The organism is Dryocola sharpae (genome assembly GCF_051307055.1).
In the GTDB taxonomy this organism is placed as follows: Bacteria; Pseudomonadota; Gammaproteobacteria; order Enterobacterales; family Enterobacteriaceae; genus Dryocola.
The window spans coordinates 3,643,026-3,661,937 of record NZ_CP149994.1 but is presented as its reverse complement, the minus strand read 5'-3'; the positions used below and the strand labels follow the sequence as shown (position 1 = coordinate 3,661,937).

19 protein-coding genes and 1 riboswitch are annotated in these 18,912 nt (G+C 55.6%); of the genes, 10 read left to right on the top strand and 9 right to left on the bottom strand.

What is annotated here, in order from left to right; translation table 11 throughout:
* The first annotated feature begins 42 nt into the window (after positions 1-42).
* Positions 43-1,473, top strand: coding sequence for a bifunctional D-glycero-beta-D-manno-heptose-7-phosphate kinase/D-glycero-beta-D-manno-heptose 1-phosphate adenylyltransferase HldE (hldE, locus tag WLO31_RS17435; RefSeq protein WP_435927884.1), 1,431 nt, complete (start codon positions 43-45; stop codon positions 1,471-1,473).
* A gap of 25 nt (positions 1,474-1,498) precedes the next feature.
* Here hldE and ubiK read toward each other — a convergent pair whose 3' ends face one another.
* Positions 1,499-1,789 (bottom strand): ubiquinone biosynthesis accessory factor UbiK, encoded by a 291-nt coding sequence (gene ubiK, locus WLO31_RS17430; protein ID WP_435927883.1) that lies wholly within the window; start codon positions 1,787-1,789, stop codon positions 1,499-1,501.
* A 109-nt stretch (positions 1,790-1,898) separates the two neighbouring features.
* Positions 1,899-2,046, top strand: a riboswitch (FMN riboswitch).
* Between the two features lie 94 nt (positions 2,047-2,140).
* Here ubiK and ribB point away from each other — a divergent pair.
* Entirely contained in the window at positions 2,141-2,794 is a 654-nt protein-coding gene (gene ribB, locus WLO31_RS17425; protein ID WP_435927882.1) for a 3,4-dihydroxy-2-butanone-4-phosphate synthase, read from the top strand.
* A gap of 38 nt (positions 2,795-2,832) precedes the next feature.
* Here the strand turns inward: ribB and zupT are convergent, their stop codons facing one another.
* Positions 2,833-3,600 carry a zinc transporter ZupT gene (gene zupT / locus WLO31_RS17420; protein WP_435927881.1) on the bottom strand — a complete coding sequence of 256 codons (768 nt, stop codon included), beginning with the start codon at positions 3,598-3,600 and terminating at the stop codon, positions 2,833-2,835.
* A gap of 124 nt (positions 3,601-3,724) precedes the next feature.
* Between zupT and ygiD the strand changes: the two genes are divergently transcribed.
* Positions 3,725-4,513: a 4,5-DOPA dioxygenase extradiol gene (ygiD, locus tag WLO31_RS17415; protein WP_435927880.1), complete on the top strand. Its 789-nt coding sequence runs from the start codon at positions 3,725-3,727 to the stop codon at positions 4,511-4,513.
* A gap of 30 nt (positions 4,514-4,543) precedes the next feature.
* Here ygiD and WLO31_RS17410 read toward each other — a convergent pair whose 3' ends face one another.
* The 3 genes from WLO31_RS17410 to tolC all read right to left on the bottom strand — a co-directional run bounded on the left by WLO31_RS17410 (position 4,544) and on the right by tolC (position 8,047).
* Positions 4,544-5,704: a glutathionylspermidine synthase family protein gene (locus tag WLO31_RS17410; RefSeq protein WP_435927879.1), complete on the bottom strand. Its 1,161-nt coding sequence runs from the start codon at positions 5,702-5,704 to the stop codon at positions 4,544-4,546.
* A gap of 5 nt (positions 5,705-5,709) precedes the next feature.
* A complete protein-coding gene (locus tag WLO31_RS17405) occupies positions 5,710-6,378 on the bottom strand; it encodes a DUF1190 family protein (protein WP_435927878.1) in 669 nt (222 codons plus the stop codon).
* Between the two features lie 166 nt (positions 6,379-6,544).
* Positions 6,545-8,047 (bottom strand): outer membrane channel protein TolC, encoded by a 1,503-nt coding sequence (gene tolC, locus WLO31_RS17400; protein ID WP_435927877.1) that lies wholly within the window; start codon positions 8,045-8,047, stop codon positions 6,545-6,547.
* A 205-nt stretch (positions 8,048-8,252) separates the two neighbouring features.
* On the opposite strand from tolC, the gene nudF reads away from it, so the two are divergent.
* From nudF to parE, 5 genes are read left to right on the top strand one after another with little or no spacing between them, the layout of a single operon-like run.
* Complete coding sequence (nudF, locus tag WLO31_RS17395) at positions 8,253-8,885, top strand: ADP-ribose diphosphatase (RefSeq protein ID WP_435927876.1); 633 nt, start codon at positions 8,253-8,255, stop codon at positions 8,883-8,885.
* Between the two features lie 2 nt (positions 8,886-8,887).
* Positions 8,888-9,310 carry a DUF1249 family protein gene (locus WLO31_RS17390; RefSeq protein ID WP_435927875.1) on the top strand — a complete coding sequence of 141 codons (423 nt, stop codon included), beginning with the start codon at positions 8,888-8,890 and terminating at the stop codon, positions 9,308-9,310.
* Positions 9,311-9,335: 25 nt separating this feature from the next.
* The gene (cpdA, locus tag WLO31_RS17385; RefSeq protein ID WP_435927874.1) at positions 9,336-10,163 is read left to right on the top strand and encodes a 3',5'-cyclic-AMP phosphodiesterase; all 828 of its coding nucleotides are present in this window, start codon (positions 9,336-9,338) and stop codon (positions 10,161-10,163) included.
* Positions 10,163-10,738: an esterase YqiA gene (yqiA, locus tag WLO31_RS17380; RefSeq protein ID WP_435927873.1), complete on the top strand. Its 576-nt coding sequence runs from the start codon at positions 10,163-10,165 to the stop codon at positions 10,736-10,738. Before cpdA ends, yqiA begins: the two co-directional genes overlap by 1 nt.
* 46 nt (positions 10,739-10,784) lie before the next feature.
* Entirely contained in the window at positions 10,785-12,680 is a 1,896-nt protein-coding gene (parE, locus tag WLO31_RS17375; protein WP_435927872.1) for a DNA topoisomerase IV subunit B, read from the top strand.
* Between the two features lie 68 nt (positions 12,681-12,748).
* Here the strand turns inward: parE and WLO31_RS17370 are convergent, their stop codons facing one another.
* The 4 genes from WLO31_RS17370 to qseB all read right to left on the bottom strand — a co-directional run bounded on the left by WLO31_RS17370 (position 12,749) and on the right by qseB (position 15,799).
* A complete protein-coding gene (locus tag WLO31_RS17370) occupies positions 12,749-13,066 on the bottom strand; it encodes a putative quinol monooxygenase (protein ID WP_435927870.1) in 318 nt (105 codons plus the stop codon).
* A gap of 31 nt (positions 13,067-13,097) precedes the next feature.
* Positions 13,098-13,679 carry an NAD(P)H-dependent oxidoreductase gene (locus WLO31_RS17365; protein ID WP_435927869.1) on the bottom strand — a complete coding sequence of 194 codons (582 nt, stop codon included), beginning with the start codon at positions 13,677-13,679 and terminating at the stop codon, positions 13,098-13,100.
* 108 nt (positions 13,680-13,787) lie between these two features.
* Complete coding sequence (gene qseC / locus WLO31_RS17360; protein ID WP_435927868.1) at positions 13,788-15,143, bottom strand: quorum sensing histidine kinase QseC; 1,356 nt, start codon at positions 15,141-15,143, stop codon at positions 13,788-13,790.
* Positions 15,140-15,799: a quorum sensing response regulator transcription factor QseB gene (qseB, locus tag WLO31_RS17355; protein WP_435927867.1), complete on the bottom strand. Its 660-nt coding sequence runs from the start codon at positions 15,797-15,799 to the stop codon at positions 15,140-15,142. The genes qseC and qseB overlap by 4 nt, the downstream gene beginning before the upstream one ends.
* A 194-nt stretch (positions 15,800-15,993) precedes the next feature.
* Between qseB and WLO31_RS17350 the strand changes: the two genes are divergently transcribed.
* Together WLO31_RS17350 and parC are read left to right on the top strand one after the other, a co-directional pair.
* Positions 15,994-16,398: a YgiW/YdeI family stress tolerance OB fold protein gene (locus WLO31_RS17350; RefSeq protein WP_435927866.1), complete on the top strand. Its 405-nt coding sequence runs from the start codon at positions 15,994-15,996 to the stop codon at positions 16,396-16,398.
* A gap of 168 nt (positions 16,399-16,566) precedes the next feature.
* The gene (parC, locus tag WLO31_RS17345; RefSeq protein WP_435927865.1) at positions 16,567-18,837 is read left to right on the top strand and encodes a DNA topoisomerase IV subunit A; all 2,271 of its coding nucleotides are present in this window, start codon (positions 16,567-16,569) and stop codon (positions 18,835-18,837) included.
* Positions 18,838-18,912 lie beyond the last annotated feature (75 nt).

The following is an 18,912-nucleotide window of genomic DNA, read 5'->3' as shown; positions in this document are numbered from 1 at the left end:
ATTATCTCGCGCAAAATTTTTTCCCACGCTGGAGAGTCAGGAATGAAAGTAACGCTGCCCGAATACAGCCGTGCAGGCGTCATGGTGGTTGGTGATGTGATGCTGGATCGCTACTGGTATGGCCCAACCAGCCGTATCTCCCCGGAAGCCCCGGTGCCGGTAGTGAAAGTCGATACCATTGAAGAACGCCCGGGCGGCGCGGCCAACGTGGCGATGAACATCGCTTCGCTCGGCGCAAATTCCCGCCTGGTTGGGCTGACGGGAATTGATGACGCTGCGCGCGCGTTAAGCCAGACGCTTGCGGGTGTGAACGTCAAATGCGACTTTGTTTCCGTTCCGACTCATCCAACGATTACCAAGCTGCGTGTGCTCTCCCGCAATCAGCAACTGATCCGTCTGGACTTTGAAGAAGGCTTTGAAGGCGTCGATCCTGAGCCGCTGCACGAACGCATTAATCAGGCGCTGCCGCACATCGGCGCGCTGGTGCTGTCTGATTATGCGAAAGGGGCGCTGGCAAGCATTCGCCAGATGATTGGCCTTGCTCGCGCGGCCAAAGTACCGGTGCTTATCGATCCCAAAGGAACCGATTTCGAGCGCTATCGCGGCGCCACGCTTTTGACACCTAATCTTTCGGAGTTTGAAGCGGTGGTGGGTAAATGCAAAAACGAAGCTGAGCTGGTGGAGCGCGGCATGCAGCTTATTACGGATTACGATCTGTCCGCGCTGCTGGTAACGCGTTCCGAGCAGGGCATGACGCTGCTGCAGCCAGGCCTTGCGCCGGTTCATCTGCCGACGCAGGCGCAGGAAGTGTACGACGTGACCGGCGCAGGCGATACGGTAATTGGCGTGCTGGCGGCAACGCTTGCGGCGGGCAACACTCTGGAAGAAGCCTGCTACTTTGCTAACGCGGCGGCGGGCGTGGTCGTCGGCAAACTCGGTACATCGACCGTTTCCCCGATTGAGCTGGAAAACGCGGTACGCGGCCGGGCTGATACCGGTTTTGGCGTAATGACCGAAGCAGAGCTTAAAGTTGCGGTTGCCGCGGCTCGCAAGCGCGGAGAAAAAGTCGTGATGACCAATGGCGTGTTCGACATTCTGCACGCGGGCCATGTTTCTTATCTGGCGAACGCGCGCAAACTTGGCGATCGTCTGATTGTGGCCGTAAACAGCGATGCGTCAACCAAACGTCTGAAAGGGGAAACCCGGCCGGTGAATCCGCAGGATCAGCGTATGATCGTGCTTTCCGCGCTGGAAGCCGTGGACTGGGTCGTGGCGTTTGAAGAAGATACGCCGCAGCGTCTGATCGGTGAGATCCTGCCGGATCTGCTGGTGAAAGGCGGCGACTACAAGCCTGACGATATCGCCGGCAGTAAAGAAGTGTGGGCGAACGGCGGCGAAGTAATGGTTCTTAATTTTGAAGACGGGTGCTCAACCACCAATATCATTAAAAAGATCCAAAGCCACGAAGCATAAAAAATCGCCCCGTCAGGGGCGATTTTTACATCTGTGGTTCTGTTGGTGGCACCACCGCCGGCACCGGTGCGGCTGCCGGGCGATTTTCCAGCTCGTTTAAACGCTGTTCCAGCAACGCCATTTTTTCCCGGGTGCGCAGCAGAACCTGCGTCTGCACGTCAAACTCTTCACGGCTCACCAGATCCAGACGCGTCAGCTGCGCCTGCAAAACCTGACGAATTTTCTTTTCGACATCGTCCCCGAACTCACGAATCCCTTTCGGCATCGACTCATGGACCTGACGGGCGATCTGCTCAATTTTTTTCGGGTCAATCATAATGGTTTCCATTTAACCTGCGTGAATAGCTTAATTGTAATACCTGATTGCCGGGTGATAAACCTCAAATGGCGTTGCCAGCGAAAATCATCGGCGTTATAGTAAGCCTGCTTATTCTCAGGGCGGGGTGAAACTCCCCACCGGCGGTAAATCAGCGTACGCTGAAAGCCCGCGAGCGCTCCGGATTGTTTCGGAGGTCAGCAGATCCGGTGTAATTCCGGGGCCGACGGTTAAAGTCCGGATGGGAGAGAGTAACGACAAAGACAGGCCCCGGCCTGCCCACGTTATTTTTCATAGCTCCTAAGACTGCCCTGATTCTGGTAACCATAATTTTAATGAGGTTTTTTTACCATGAATCAGACGCTACTTTCTGCATTTGGCACCCCGTCTCAGCGCGTAGAGCATGCACTTGCCGCATTGCGCGAAGGCCGCGGCGTGATGGTGCTCGACGATGAAGATCGCGAGAACGAAGGCGACATGATTTTCCCTGCCGAAACCATGACCGTTGAGCAAATGGCGCTGACCATTCGCCACGGCAGCGGCATTGTCTGCCTGTGCCTGACCGATGAACGTCGCCAACAGCTCGATCTGCCGATGATGGTGGATAATAACACCAGCGCCTACGGCACCGGTTTTACCGTCACTATTGAAGCGGCGCACGGCGTAACGACCGGCGTTTCTGCGGCTGACCGTTTGACGACCATACGTGCCGCTATCGCCGATAACGCTAAACCAGGCGATTTGAACCGTCCGGGACATGTATTCCCGCTGCGCGCTCAGCCTGGCGGCGTGTTAACCCGCGGCGGCCATACAGAAGCGACCATCGATTTGGTTACGCTTGCAGGTTTCAAACCAGCCGGCGTGCTGTGTGAGCTGACCAACGACGATGGCACCATGGCGCGCGCGCCAGAATGCATCGCCTTTGCCCGTCAGCACAATATGGCCGTTGTGACCATCGAGGATCTGGTGGCATACCGCCAGACGCACGAGCGTAAAGCCAGCTAAGCCATCTAAAAGAACCCGGTTAAATACCGGGTTTTTTATTAACCTATCCCACTCGTTTGCAGTAACGTCAGGCTCAGCCCCATCACCGCCATACCGCAAAGCACACCGTAGCTTGGGTTATTATGCGGATCGATCTCTTTCGCCAGCGGCATCAGCTCGTCCACCGACAGCGCCACCATAATCCCCGCGACGGCCGCCATGATGGAGGCCATCACCACCGGCGAGATCATGGTGCCGAGCACCAGCCAGGCCAGCACGCCGCCAAAAATTTCCGCAAGCCCTGAAACGCCCGCCCAGATAATCGCTTTACGCTTTGACCCGGTGGCGGCATAAACCGGACCTGCGACCGCCAGGCCTTCAGGAATGTTGTGCAATGCGACGGCGAGCGCAATCCCCATTCCGAGTTCAAGGTTGGCGCTGGCTGTTACAAAGGTCGCAATACCTTCCGGGAAGTTGTGCAGGCTAATGCCGAGCGTCAGCAGAAGCGCGGTGCGGCGCAGATTACCTGCTTTTAACGTACCGTCCGTTAGATCCTGCGGATGTGCGTGGGGCAGGCTGCGGTCAAGCGCAAAGTAACCTATTAGCCCGAGCACAAACATACCGTAACCCAGCACGGGCGACATACCTGCGGTATGCAACGCCGCCGGCAGCATTTCCATCAGTGAAATAAGCAGCATAATGCCGGCGGCAAAACCGAGGGAAAATGCGAGCACCCGATTCGACGGCTTCTGGCCGATGACGCCCAAAACGGCGCCGATAAAAGTAGCCCCTCCAGCCAACAGGGTCAGGATCAAGGGTACGGACATCTACAGCTCCTCATCGCAACATTCAAATTTTCTGACGATCTTCATCATGCTTATCTGAGTTCTTCCCGTGGCGATTGGGCGTAACGTTATGCCATCAGATTTTATCCGTTTTAAGGAAACGACTATGACTGCCCAACGTATGCCCGCGCTATTCCTTGGTCACGGAAGCCCGATGAACGCGCTGGAAGAGAATCACTATACCCAGACCTGGCGCCATTTGGGAGAAACTCTGCCGCGTCCGAAAGCGATTGTGGTGGTGTCTGCGCACTGGTTCACGCGCGGCACCGGCGTAACCGCGATGGAAGCGCCGAAAACTATCCATGATTTTGGCGGTTTTCCGCAGGCGTTGTTCGACACGCATTATCCGGCGCCGGGCTCTCCGGAACTGGCGCAGCAGCTTGTCGATCTGCTGGCGCCGGATCCTGTCACGCTGGATAAAGCAGCCTGGGGATTCGACCACGGCTCATGGGGCGTGCTGATAAAAATGTACCCGCAGGCGGATATCCCGATGGTGCAGTTAAGTATCGACAGTACGAAGCCGGTTGCCTGGCATTATGAGGCAGGGCGAAAACTGGCTGCGCTGCGTGAGCAGGGCGTGATGCTGGTCGCCAGCGGCAACGTGGTGCATAACCTGCGTACCGCTCGCTGGCATGGTGAAAACACGCCTTATCCATGGGCCAGCTCTTTTAACCAGTATGTGAAAGACAATCTTACCTGGCAGGGGCCTGTAGCAGAGCATCCGCTGGTGAATTATCTGCAGCACGAGGGCGGATCGCTGTCGAATCCGACGCCAGAACATTACCTGCCTTTGCTTTACGTGCTTGGTGCATGGGACGGTAAGGAGCCTGTTACGATCCCGGTTGACGGCATTGAGATGGGATCGTTGAGTATGCTTTCGGTGCAGATCGGTTGATAAAAAAGGCGCGATAAACGCGCCTTTTTCTTACTCGATAAACACGTGCGGGTAAAAGCGTGAAAGGTCCTGCGTAATAAGCTCGCGGTCTTCACGAATGCCTATCCCGGCCGGCCGATCGTTGATAAGCCAGCTGCCGATAAGCGTGTAGCTATCGCCAAACTTTGGCAGCGGGTAAAACGCCTGCACGATCATACCTTCTTCGCCGTAAGGGCCATCGACGCGGGCAACTTCCTGGCCGTTCTCGATGATCTTCACGTTTGCCCCTTCGCGGGAGAAGATAGGTTTAACGACGTATTTATCCATTGCCGGATAGTCATCTTCTGCAAAGTAAGCTGGCAGCAGGTTAGGGTGATCCGGGAACATTTCCCACAGCATCGGCAGCAACGCCTTATTGGAGATAATGCTTTTCCAGGCCGGTTCCAGCCAGCGTACGCCGGCATCTTCAAGCTTGGTGGAGAACATCTCGCGCAGCATGTATTCCCACGGATAGAGCTTGAAAAGGTTGCTGATGACCTGATCCTGCAAATCGGTAAACTGGCCTTTTTCACCCAGGCCGATCTCTTCCATGTAGACAAACTCGCTGGCCACTTCAGCTTCGGCGGCGCAATCCTGCAGGTACTGAACCGTGCCGCGATCTTCCACCGTGTCCTGGCAGCAGGCGAAATGCACCAGGTTAAAACCGTGCTGCTGTTTCAGTTCGGCAAAACGTTCGATGATCTTCTCTTGCAGGCTATTGAACTGATCGCTGCCCGGCGGCAGGTTCCCCGACTGAATTTGATCTTCGAGCCAGATCCACTGGAAGAAGGCGGCTTCATAAAGGGAAGTCGGCGTATCGGCGTTGTTTTCCAGCAGCTTGGGCTCACCCACGCCATCCCACGCCAGGTCAAGGCGGGAATAAAGCGACGGTTGCCGGGTACGCCAGGACTGGCGCACAAATTCCCAGGTGTGTTTCGGGATGCGGAATTTAGCCAACAGCTCGTCGCTGTCCACCACTTTTTCGACAACCTTCAGGCACAGCTGATGCAGTTCTGCCGTGACATCTTCCAGGCGTTCGACCTGCGGGAGCGTTAGCTTGTAATAAGCGTCTTCACACCAGTACGGTTCGCCATACATGGTATGAAAGTTAAAACCGTATTCTGCGGCTTTCTCGCGCCAGTCCGGGCGCTCGCTAATGGCGATTCTTTCCATAATCCTTAGCCGCCCATTGAACGGGAGGAGCCGGTAGCGCTGCTGCGCTGCATCGAAGTCTGCTTCGCCACAGATTCGCCAAAGCCGCCGCGCGTGACCGTGCTGGTAGTGGCAGGCTTCGGCGCCAGAGCGGTTTTCGGAACGGTAGCGGTACGGCCAGGCGTTGCCGCGCCGTAGCTCTTACCGCTGGCATCGGCGTATTTACCGTAAGCCGGGCTGGCCGGGTTTTTGGACGAGAACAGAGGCTGCTGGGCAAAGCCCGCGCCGCCGCCCATCAGACGGCCCATCATGTAACCCGCCATCAGCGGCATCCAGAAGCTCCCGCTCTGTTGGGCCTGCGCCTGATTTTCACCGGCCATACTGGCCTGAGCAGGCGCTGGCTGGCACTGCCCCTCACCAAACTCAGCGATACATTCTTCACGGGAAGCGTATTTTGGCGCGGTGCGCTCTGCTTCTTTTAAGGCGTTATTGTAGGATGTGGTGCATTCCGCGCTCTTGCCAGGGTTTGCCTGGGCGCAATCATCCGCGTTCTGGTACATGGAGACGGTTTCATCATTCTGTTCGCAGCCCGCAAGCATAAACACGGCGGTAACGGCCAGCGCAACCGGGGTTAAATGCCTGGCGTTCCAGCTTTTACGGAACGACGCGTGGTTTATAGTTTTTGTCCGTTTCATTTATCAGTCCTGAGCCCAAAGGAATAGCTAATGTTGTGCTTAGGATAGGGGATGAATGGTTGAAATTAAAGCGATGGCGGGCGATTGCGGGGGGATCTTTACTTTGCCTTACGTTCAGGCGCGCAAGTTGTGACAGGGGTATGCTGGCATACCCCTGTTAAAGCGGCTAGTTCCCGAATGGATTACGGGAATTGCGGCTGCTTGCCTTTACAGGTTGCGCAGCAGGAGCGGTCTGCGCGGCTGCTTCGGTACCGGTTGCAGCGCTATCCGCTGTAAAACTATCAACGCGGGCATTCTGTTCCGGCGTTTCTGGCGCCACGCTTTCCGGCGTGGTTGGCACAGGCTGACCCAGCGTAGCGTTAAGCGCAACCAGGTCCTGCTCGTTAAGCGTACCCAAAGCCTGCTTAATATTAAGCTGGTTAATCAGGTAATTATAGCGGGCGCTGGAAAGCTGCTGCTTCGCATTATACAGCGTCGTGGTGGCGTCCAGCACATCAACAATGGTGCGCGTGCCCACGGAGTAACCTGCTTCCATCGCGTCGAAAGAGCTTTGCGCGGACACCACGGCCTGTTTGTAAGCATTGATGGTGCTGATGGAGGCGTTGACGTTGTTAAAGGAAGAACGAACGGTTTGCACAACGCTACGGTGCGCGCTTTCAAGCTGCTCGCTGGCGCCGACAAAGCTGTACTGCGCTTGTTTAACCTGCGATGTCACCGAGCCACCGCTGTAGAGCGGCAGCGAGAAGTTCAGGCCGATTTTGTTCTGGCCCGTATTGCTGTCGTCGTATTGCGCGCTGTTGGTTCTTGAACCGCTGTAGCTGGTGTCAGCAACACTGGTGGACGCGGTCAAACCGATGGTTGGCATATGGCCTGTTTCCGCATAGCGAATTTGTTCGCGAGCCAGATCCTGAGAAAGGCGGGCCTGCAGCAGCGACAGGTTACGTTTTTCAGCTTCCTGCAGCAGGCTGTTTACCGCTTCCGGCTTGTTGGTTTTAAATCCATCAACGTTCAGGGAAGCCAGGGAAGGATAGTAGTTGCCGGTAACCTGACGCAGATTTTCTACCGCGTTATCCAGGTTGTTACGCGCGGTCACTTCGTTTGCCAGTACGTTATCGTACTGCGAGCGGGCGTTCTGCACGTCGGTAATAGCTACAAGGCCTACGTTAAAGCGCTGGGTCGTCTGATCTAACTGACGGTAAATCGCCTGTTTCTGCGCTTCGGTATAGGAGAGTGCATCAATGGCGCTCAGCACGTTAAAATAGGCCGTCGCGGTGTTCAGGATCAGCGTTTGCTGGTCGGTCTGGTAGGTGACATCCTGGATACCAGCTGATTTTTCCTGCAGGGTCAGGGCGCGCCATTTCGACATATCAAAAATGGTTTGCGTCAAAGACAAAGAGGCGCTGGTTGCATTGGAGTTAACGCCATTCACATCGCGATAGCCGTTGCTGTAGGTGTAATCTGCGCCGAGGCCGAGTTGGGGTAATAACGGGCTGCGTGCTTCGTTAATTTTTTCGAATGCGGCGTCACGGTCTGCGGCGGATTTACGTAAGTCCGGGTTGCTAAGACGCGCCTGCTGATAAACCTGCATCAGGTTTTCCGCCTGGCTCATGGCGCTGAAACCCGTTAGGCTCAGACCGATAAGGATTGGGAGCAGTTTCTTCATTTGCATTCCTTGTTGTGAAGCAAAATTGTTTTTGTTAACGCTGTTTGAGGCGAAATATTTGCCGATTCTAGCAGAGTCCGCCAGCGGGGCTGGTTGGCGTAAAGTGCCATCCGTCCGGAATTTCCAACAATCTATCACATAGATGAGGAAACGGTAGTCAAACGGGGTTGAAATTGCTCATTTCGTTACCATAAGCCATCAGGACATCATTATGAGTAAGCCTAAGAATAAGCTGGTCACGTTAGCCAAAAACGATGTTGAAATTATTGCACGGGAAACGCTTTACCGCGGCTTTTTTTCGCTCGATCTTTATCGTTTTCGGCATCGTTTGTTTAACGGTGAAATGAGCGGCGAAGTTCGGCGTGAAATTTTTGAACGCGGGCATGCCGCGGTGCTGCTACCCTATGACCCTGTGCGTGATGAAGTGGTGCTGATCGAGCAGATTCGCATCGCCGCCTACGACACAAGCGACACGCCATGGCTGCTTGAACTGATTGCCGGAATGATTGAAGAAGGCGAAAGCGTCGAGGATGTGGCGCGCAGGGAAGCCGTAGAAGAAGCGGGATTATTGGTTGGGCGCACAAAAGCCGTGCTCAGCTACCTGGCAAGCCCGGGAGGAACCAGCGAGCGCTCCTCTATCCTCGTGGGCGAAGTGGATGCCACCACCGCTGAAGGTATTCACGGTCTGGTGGATGAAAACGAAGATATTCGTGTTCATGTGGTGAGCCGGGAAAAGGCTTATCAGCTAGTAGAAGAGGGGGACATCGACAATGCTGCCTCAGTCATCGCTTTGCAATGGCTGCAACTGCATTATGAGAAACTGCGAATTGAGTGGAACGATTAACTATGAAGCGCTATACGCCTGACTTTCCTGAAATGATGCGCCTGTGCGAAACCAATTTCGCCCAGCTGCGCCGCCTGCTGCCGCATAACGATGCGCCAGGCGAAGCTGTAACCTGGCAGGTTAATAGCGCCCAATACCGGCTGACCATCCTTGAGTCCACCCGCTACACGACGCTTGTTGAAATAGAGCAGACCGCGCCCAGCGTGAGCTACTGGAGCCTGCCATCGATGTCCGTCAGGCTTTACCATGACGCGATGGTGGCGGAAGTGTGTTCAAGCCAGCAGATCTTCCGTTTTAAAGCACGTTATGATTATCCCAATAAAAAGTTGCATCAACGCGACGAAAAGCATCAAATTAACCAGTTTCTTGCTGATTGGCTGCGCTACTGTTTAGCGCATGGAGCGATGGCGGTTCCGGTTTGTTAGAGAGAGTGAAACCTAAGGACACCATTTGGAAAGCCTGTTAAACCTTCCTGTGGCCGGTGGGGGCCGTATCAGGATACTGCAAATTACCGATACCCACCTATTCTCTGGAAAGAATGAAACGCTGCTTGGCATCAACACCTGGGAAAGCTACCAGGCGGTGCTTGCCGCTATCCTCGAGCAGGCGCGTCAGTGCGATCTGATTGTCGCCACCGGGGACCTGGCCCAGGATCATAGCGCGCAGGCCTATCAGCACTTTGCTGAGGGAGTTGCACGGATTGCTGCGCCCTGCGTCTGGCTGCCGGGCAATCATGACTTTCAGCCAGCGATGTACGGCGCATTGCAGGATGCGGGGATCTCTGCCTCCAAGCTTGTCTATATCGGCGATAGCTGGCAGGTCGTCCTGCTGGACAGCCAGGTCTTCGGCGTACCCCATGGCGAACTGAGCGATTATCAGCTCGAATGGCTGGAACGTAAGCTAGCCGCCGCTCCTGAACGCCACACTCTCTTGCTGCTTCATCATCATCCGGTGCCGGCTGGATGCAGCTGGCTCGATCAGCACAGCCTGCGTAACGCGCAGGAGCTCGATAACGTGCTGGTCAATTTTCCTCAGGTTAAGACCTTGCTGTGCGGGCACATTCATCAGGAATTAGATCTCGACTGGAACGGTCGCCGTATGCTGGCAACGCCTTCTACCTGCGTGCAGTTTAAGCCCCACTGCGCCAACTTTACGCTGGACACCATCGAACCAGGCTGGCGCTGGCTGGAGCTGCATCCGGACGGCCTGGTCACCACCGAGGTATGCCGTCTGAGAGGCGCAGTATTTAATCCTGATACCGCTTCAGAAGGGTACTGATGTCAGCGTTACTCTATCTGCACGGCTTTAACAGCTCTCCGCGTTCAGCTAAGGCGACAAGCCTGCAGGCGTGGCTTGCAGAACATTATCCGCACACAGAGATGATAGTGCCTCAGCTACCGCCATACCCTGCCGATGCGGCGGAGCTGCTGGAGTCGCTGGTGCTTGAACACGGCGGCGAGCCGCTTGGCGTGGTGGGCTCTTCCTTAGGCGGATACTACGCCACCTGGCTTTCGCAATGCTTTATGCTGCCCGCCGTGGTGATAAACCCGGCCGTACGGCCCTTTGAACTGCTGGCGGATTATCTCGGCGCCAACGAGAACCCCTACACCGGCCAGCAATATGTGCTAGAGTCTCGCCATATTTACGATCTTAAAGTCATGCAGGTTGACCCGCTTGAAGCGCCGGATCTCATCTGGCTGCTGCAACAGACGGGTGACGAAGTGCTCGATTACCGCCAGGCGGTGGCTTACTACGCCTCCTGTCGCCAGACGGTTGAAGCCGGCGGCAATCACGCCTTTGTGGGCTTCGAAGATTATTTCACACAGCTTGTCGACTTCCTCGGTCTGCATTGAGGCCGGGTCGGCCGATTCCCTGTTTCGCTATCTGAACGAATAAACCATGACGCAATCCAGTTATAACGCCGATGCCATTGAGGTTCTCACCGGACTTGAGCCGGTTCGCCGCCGTCCGGGGATGTACACCGACACCTCCCGTCCAAACCATCTGGGCCAGGAAGTCATTGATAACAGCGTGGATGAAGCGCTGGCAGGCCATGCTAAGCGTGTTGATGTTATTCTCCATGCCGATCAGTCATTAGAGGTTATCGATGACGGACGCGGTATGCCGGTGGATATTCACCCCGAAGAAGGCGTGCCCGCGGTTGAACTTATCCTCTGCCGTCTGCACGCCGGGGGGAAATTCTCCAACAAAAACTATCAGTTCTCCGGCGGCCTGCACGGGGTAGGGATTTCCGTGGTCAACGCCCTGTCCAGACGTGTGGAAGTCACCGTGCGCCGCGATGCCCAGGTCTACAGCATCGCCTTTGAAAACGGCGACAAAGTGCAGGATTTGAAGGTTGTCGGCACCTGCGGCAAGCGCAATACCGGCACCAGCGTTCACTTCTGGCCGGATGAAAAATTCTTCGACAGCCCGCGCTTCTCCGTTTCACGCTTAAGCCATTTGCTGAAAGCCAAAGCGGTGCTCTGTCCGGGCGTTGAAATTACCTTTACCGATAAAGTTAACAATACCGAACAGCGCTGGTGCTACGAGGCCGGACTGAAGGATTACCTGAGCGAAGCGGTAAACGGGCTTATCACGCTGCCGGAAGCGCCGTTTATCGGCAACTTTGCAGGCGATACCGAAGAGGTTGACTGGGCGCTGCTCTGGCTGCCGGAAGGCGGCGAACTGCTGACCGAAAGCTACGTCAACCTGATCCCGACCATGCAGGGCGGTACGCACGTCAACGGCCTGCGTCAGGGCCTGCTTGACGCGATGCGTGAGTTTTGCGAATACCGCAACATTCTGCCGCGTGGGGTGAAACTTTCGGCGGACGATATCTGGGAACGCTGCGCCTACGTGCTCTCTGTGAAAATGCAGGATCCGCAGTTTGCCGGCCAGACCAAAGAGCGTCTCTCGTCCCGCCAGTGCGCCGCTTTTGTTTCAGGCGTGGTAAAAGATGCGTTCAGCCTGTGGCTGAATCAGAACGTTCAGGCTGCGGAACAGCTGGCGGAGCTGGCAATTTCCAGCGCCCAACGGCGTATGCGCGCGGCCAAAAAAGTGGTGCGCAAAAAGTTAACCAGCGGTCCGGCATTGCCCGGTAAACTGGCCGACTGCACCGCGCAGGATCTCAGCCGTACCGAACTGTTCCTCGTCGAAGGGGACTCCGCAGGCGGCTCGGCAAAACAGGCGCGCGATCGTGAATATCAGGCGATCATGCCGCTGAAGGGTAAGATCCTGAACACGTGGGAAGTCTCTTCTGATGAAGTGCTGGCCTCGCAGGAAGTGCACGATATTTCTGTGGCGATCGGCATCGATCCTGACAGCGAAGATTTAAGCCAGCTACGCTACGGTAAGATCTGTATCCTTGCCGATGCGGACTCCGATGGCCTGCACATCGCAACGCTGCTGTGCGCGCTGTTCGTGCGCCACTTCCGCTCGCTGGTCAGAGACGGTCACGTTTACGTGGCGATGCCGCCGCTGTACCGTATCGATCTGGGCAAAGAAGTGTACTATGCGCTTGATGAAGAAGAGAAAGCCGGCGTGCTGGAGCAGCTTAAGCGTAAGAAGGGCAAGCCGAACGTACAGCGCTTTAAAGGACTGGGGGAGATGAACCCGCTGCAGCTGCGCGAAACCACGCTCGATCCGAATACGCGTCGTCTGGTGCAGCTCACCATCAACGACGAAGACAGCGATAAGACGCTGGCAATAATGGATATGCTGCTCGCCAAAAAACGTTCCGAAGACCGCCGTAACTGGTTACAGGAAAAGGGCGATATGGCCGATCTGGACGTGTAGCGATACGCGGGACAGCAAAAGGGAGCCGGTATAAAAACCGGCTCCCTTTTTGTTTGCGAAGAGCGATATTACTTTATCGCGTCTTCCAGAATGCGGATGTGAATATCCAGCACGTCATCTTTCACCGCGGCGCTGTGGTTTTTCATGTGCGGCGTGGCGAGATGAGCTTCCAGGTGTGCAACGCTTTCCCATTTCTCCACCATAAAGATGGAATCCGGGGCGGTAGTCTGGAACGCGACCTGCGCATTGTGATCGACTAATGGCGCATAGCCATAGCAACCTTCTTCTTCGAGCACGGTCGGAATAATTTTCGCAAACGCATCCAGCACGTTCTTGCGATGATGCTGGCCCGGGCGGGTACGAATTTCAGCTATCACTGTCAGCATGGCTAACTCCTTTTTGTAAGCAGGCCAACAGTTAAGCAAAAATTTCGCCGAGATGCTTGCGATATTCTGCAACAAAGCGTGGAAGGTCCGGCACCTTCATTACGTCGTTAGCGATAAAGGTCGGCAGGCCCTGCATGCCGAGGAATTCGTTGGCTTTATGAAACGGCAGGTAAACGCCGTCAACGCCGACGCCATGGAAGAACTGCTCTTTATCTTCAAAGGCTTGCAGCGGCGCGTTCCAGGTCAGGGAGAGCATATAGGTTTTGCCCTGAATCAGGCCGCCGGAACCATATTTCTTTTCGGCATCGGAGCGGGTGCGGCCGTCGCTGGCGTACAGCGAGCCGTGGCCTTCGGTGAAGACATCATCAATGTATTTCTTCATGGTCCAGGGAGCGCCCATCCACCAGCCGGGCATCTGGTAAATCACGGTGTCGGCCCAGAGATATTTTTCCACCTCGGCTTTTACGTCGTACTCGCCGTCCGTGCGGGTAACCTGCACATCGTGTCCGAGGTCGCGCAAATAGCTTTCCGCGACTTCGGTCAGGGTATCGTTTAGCTGGCCGTTAGAGTGGGCGAATTTTTTCGCGCCGTTGATAATCAGAATGTTGCTCATCGTTAGTTCTCGAATTATGCATTTGGCTCGCAGTCTAACGTGATCTTCATCACGTTAAAACGGCCAGAATGTGCAAAGACTTTTGCCATTTGAGCAATAATCCGCTGGTTACCAGCTTATCCGTACCTCAAATCCCCCGCTTTTAACGTTAGAAAACTGCGCTTTCATACCGTGTAAGGAAGCGATACGCCGGACGATCGACAGGCCCAGACCGCTGCCCGTTTTTTCCAGGCCCGGTGGACGGAAGAATCTCTCGCCTAACTTCGGTAAAAACTCCGGGCTGATACCCGGGCCGTTATCGGTAATGCAAATTTCTCGCTTATGTAAAACAACGTTCACCACGCAGCCGCCTGGGCTGTAGCGCACGGCATTATCCAGCACGTTCCGCACCATTAAACTCAGCAGTAAAGTCTGCCCATGCAAAGAAACCTGCTCTTCTTTTAATTCAAGACGGATATCCACGCCCTCGCGCTGAGCCTGATGCCAGACATCCACCACGGCGCTTTGCAGCAGTGCAGGAAGCGATACCTCCTCAATATCGTCCAGGTCGGCCAGAGAATCCAGACGAGACAGAGTGAGCAGCTGATCCACCAGGCGAGCGGCCCGCCCGGCGCCAGCTATAAGATTATTCAAAGCATGCTCGCGCACCTGGGGATCGTTACCCGCCAGTTGCGCTACTTCCGCCTGTACTGTCAGCGCCGCCAGCGGGCTGCGAAGTTCATGAGCCGCATCCGAGGTAAAACGGCGTTCGCGCAGCATAAACTCGCCGATGCGGATAAAAAGCGTATTGAGCGCATCGACCAACGGTTTTATTTCCAGCGGGAGCCGCCGTGTTTCCAGCCTGTTGGCGTCGTCCGGCGCGCGCTGGCGTAGCTGTGCCGCCAGCTTATGTAAAGGCGCAAGCGCACGGCTAACCAGCCAGACCAGCAGCAATAACATCAATGGCAGGGCAATCAGCCACGGCGCCAGCTGAGACGCAACGATATCCAGCGCCATATCTTCGCGATACTCTTTTTCCTGGCCGACGACGATACGGTAGCGTCCGTCAGGCGTAGTGAGCCACACCAGCCGCCAGGGATCGTCGTCGCCGTTCAGATATCCATCCGTAAAACCATCGCGGCGATAGTCAAAGCGCAAATCTTTACCGTTATCGCCGTCGTTCAGGCGCATCTGCCCGTCCACGGAAAAAATAGCGAAGGCGAGGGTATCGTCATCCTGCTTTCCGCGATGGCGCGGCACCATTTTTTTTGTATGTGGCAATTGTGGATCGGCCCGGAGAACACGTAAATCCAGCGCGCTTAGTCTTTTGGCAAACAGCATTTGCTGGGTATCGAACAGCTTGTCGAGCGTGTTGGATGTCTGATGCCAGGCGGCGACGCTTGCGCCAGCCCAGGCGATAAGCGTCAGCAAAATAAAACTGGCAATCAGCCTTGCCCGCAGGCTTTGCGTCAGCTTTGTAATCATTCTTCACCCAACGTGTAGCCAACCCCGTGAACGGTGCGAATAAAGCCGCTGCCCAGCTTACGGCGAAGATGATGAATATGAACTTCCAGCGCGTTTCTGGAAACCTCATCGTCCCAGCTATAAATTTTCTCTTCAATAAGCGAGCGGGGAAGTACGCGACCGGCGTTGCGCATCAGCAATTCGAGCAGCGCGAACTCTTTCGGCTTTAGCTGCAGGGATTCTCCGTTTTTGGCGACGGTTAATTTGATTGGGTCGAGCTCAACCCCTGCGTGTGAAAGCGCCGGCTGCGGCTGGCCGTGGGTGCGGCGGATTAAAACCTGCAGGCGTGCGGCTACTTCAATTAGCGCGAAAGGTTTGCATAAATAGTCATCGGCGCCGAGCTGTAACCCTTCGATGCGCTGTTCCAGCGCATCGCGCGCGGTGAGGATTAATACCGGTTCATTTTGGCCGTTACGCCGCCAGCTTTTTAATATTTCCAGACCGTCTATGCCAGGCAGGCTCAAATCAAGTACGACCGCATCGTAGGGGGCCCGGCTTAATGCTGATTGACCAGGTTTGCCATCGGTAAACCAGTCGATAGTAAACCCCATTTTGGTCAGTCCGGCTTTTAGTCCATCGCCGATCAGTTTGTCATCTTCAATTAATAATACGCGCATGACGCTGTCCTTATCGCTCAACCACGTGAAGTTAATAACGTTTGATTCGGCGTGTACAGAGGAAAAGCACGATGCTTCGGCAATGGCCGCAATTCAGTAAAAAATGCATTTTTGCGCAGCGAAATTAAGATCGCGTTAAGATCTATGCGCTTTAATAGGTATCAGAAACGACATACCGATTAGGAGAATAAATAATGAAAAAAGTAGCAGCTATTCTGACCGTACTCGCTATTTCCTCCGCACCTGCAATAGCTGCGAAACAGGGTGGTTTTGTGGATCCGAATGCGCCAGCTAACGCGCAGCAGGCTCCTGCGTCTGGCGGGTTTGTCGGCCCAACGGGCACGGTAACCACGGCAGAAAAAGCCAAAACATTCTCTGACGACACCTGGGTTACGCTGCGGGGCAACATTGAACAGCGTATCGGCGGGGATCACTACATCTTTCGCGACGCTTCCGGCACGGTAAATGTGGACATCGATAACAAGCGCTGGAACGGGCAGACCATCACGCCGAAGGATACCGTGGAGATCCAGGGCGAAGTGGACAAAGACTGGAATTCCGTTGAAATAGACGTCAAGCAAATCAACAAAATGAAGTAAGGCTGCAACGAGCCGCCTGCTGCGGCTCGCTTTCCGGCATTCACCGGCGTTAAACCTCTGTGCAAAGCTATTCCTCCCTGTGACTCGGCAGGCCAGATAAGGTACTATCGGCGGCAATTACGCCGTTTGTGGCCACACTCGGCTCGTCAGTTTGAGGATGAATAATTAATGAGTGATTTAACTCATGATGGTGCAGAGCGCCTTGCGCTGCACGAGTTCACGGAAAATGCCTATCTCAACTATTCCATGTACGTCATCATGGACCGCGCGCTGCCCTTTATTGGCGACGGGCTTAAGCCCGTGCAGCGCCGTATCGTCTATGCCATGTCGGAGCTGGGACTCAGCGCCAGCGCTAAATTCAAAAAATCTGCCCGCACCGTAGGCGACGTGCTGGGTAAGTACCATCCGCACGGCGACAGCGCCTGCTACGAAGCGATGGTGCTGATGGCGCAGCCGTTCTCTTACCGCTACCCGCTGGTAGACGGCCAGGGGAACTGGGGCGCACCGGACGATCCGAAATCCTTCGCGGCGATGCGTTATACCGAATCGCGCCTGTCTAAATACGCAGAGCTGCTGCTGGGTGAACTGGGCCAGGGCACAGTTGATTACACTCCGAACTTTGACGGCACGCTTCAGGAGCCGAAAACGCTGCCTGCGCGTCTGCCAAACATTCTGCTGAACGGCACCACCGGCATCGCAGTCGGGATGGCGACGGATATTCCACCGCACAACCTGCGGGAGGTAGCGAAAGCCGCCATTACGCTTATCGACCAGCCCAAAACGACGCTCGATGAGCTGCTGGATATCGTTCATGGCCCGGATTATCCGACCGAAGCCGAAATCATCACGCCGCGCGCTGAAATCCGTAAAATTTACCAGAACGGCCGCGGGTCTGTGCGCATGCGCGCCGTATGGAAAAAAGAAGACGGCGACGTGGTGATCACCGCGCTGCCGCACCAGGTTTCCGGCGCTCGCGTGCTGGAGCAAATCGCCAGCCAGATGCGCGCCAAAAAGCTGCCGATGGTGGAAGATCTGCGTGACGAATCCGATCACGAAAACCCGACGCGTCTGGTGATTGTGCCGCGTTCAAACCGCGTGGACATGGATCAGGTGATGAACCACCTGTTTGCCACCACCGATCTTGAGAAGAGCTATCGCGTTAACCTCAATATGATCGGCCTGGATAACCGTCCGTCGGTGAAAAACCTGCTCGAAATCCTCAGCGAGTGGCTGGTTTACCGCCGCGACACGGTGCGCCGCCGCCTGAACTACCGTCTCGAAAAAGTGCTCAGGCGCCTGCATATTCTTGAAGGTTTGCTGGTCGCGTTCCTCAATATCGATGAAGTGATTCATATCATTCGTAGCGAGGACGAACCGAAGCCGGTGCTGATGGCGCGTTTTGACCTGAGCGAAACCCAGGCTGAATCTATTCTGGAACTGAAGTTACGCCACCTCGCCAAACTCGAAGAGGTGAAAATCCGCGGCGAGCAAAGCGAGCTGGAAAAAGAGCGCGAACGGCTGCAGGGCATTCTGGCCTCCGAGCGCAAAATGAATACGCTGCTGAAGAAAGAGCTGCAGGCCGATGCCGACGCCTATGGCGACGAGCGTCGCTCTCCGCTGCACGAGCGCGCAGAAGCTAAAGCGATGAGCGAGCACGATATGACGCCGTCCGAGCCGGTCACGATTGTGCTATCGCAAATGGGCTGGGTGCGCAGCGCCAAAGGGCATGATATCGACGCGCAGGGCCTTAACTACAAGGCGGGCGACAGCTACCTGGCTTCTGCGAAGGGCAAGAGCAACCAGCCGGTGGCGTTTATCGACTCTACAGGACGAAGCTATGCGCTTGATCCTATCACGCTGCCTTCGGCGCGCGGGCAGGGCGAACCGTTAACCGGCAAGCTCACGCCGCCGCCGGGCGCAACCGTAGAGCACGTGTTGATGGCGCCGGACGAACAGAAACTGCTGATGGCTTCCGACGCGGGCTATGGCTTCGTTTGTACTTTCAACGATCTGATATCGCGTAACCGAGCGGGTAAGGCGCTGATTTCCTTGCCGGATAACGCGCGCGTGCTGCCGCCGATGGAAATCACCAGCGAAGACGATATGCTGATGGCGATCACCGCCGTCGGGCGTATGCTGATGTTCCCGGTGAGCGATCTGCCGCAGCTATCGAAAGGGAAAGGCAATAAAATTATCTCCATTCCATCCGCAGAGGCGGCGAAAGGCGAAGATAAGCTGGCGCATCTGTTTATTCTGCCGCCTCTTAGCACCGTTACGCTGCACGTGGGCAAACGTAAGATTAAACTGCGTCCGGAAGAACTTCAGAAAATTACCGGCGAGCGCGGACGTCGCGGTACGCTGATGCGCGGCCTGCAACGCATCGATCGTGTGGAAGTTGATTCACCGGCGCGCGCAGGCGTTGGCGACAGCGAAGAGTAACCGATATCGGGCGGCAGTCCTGTCGCCCGAACGGTGTGTTTTGCGCTAAAGCAGGTCATACTTGTTAGCGGTTCA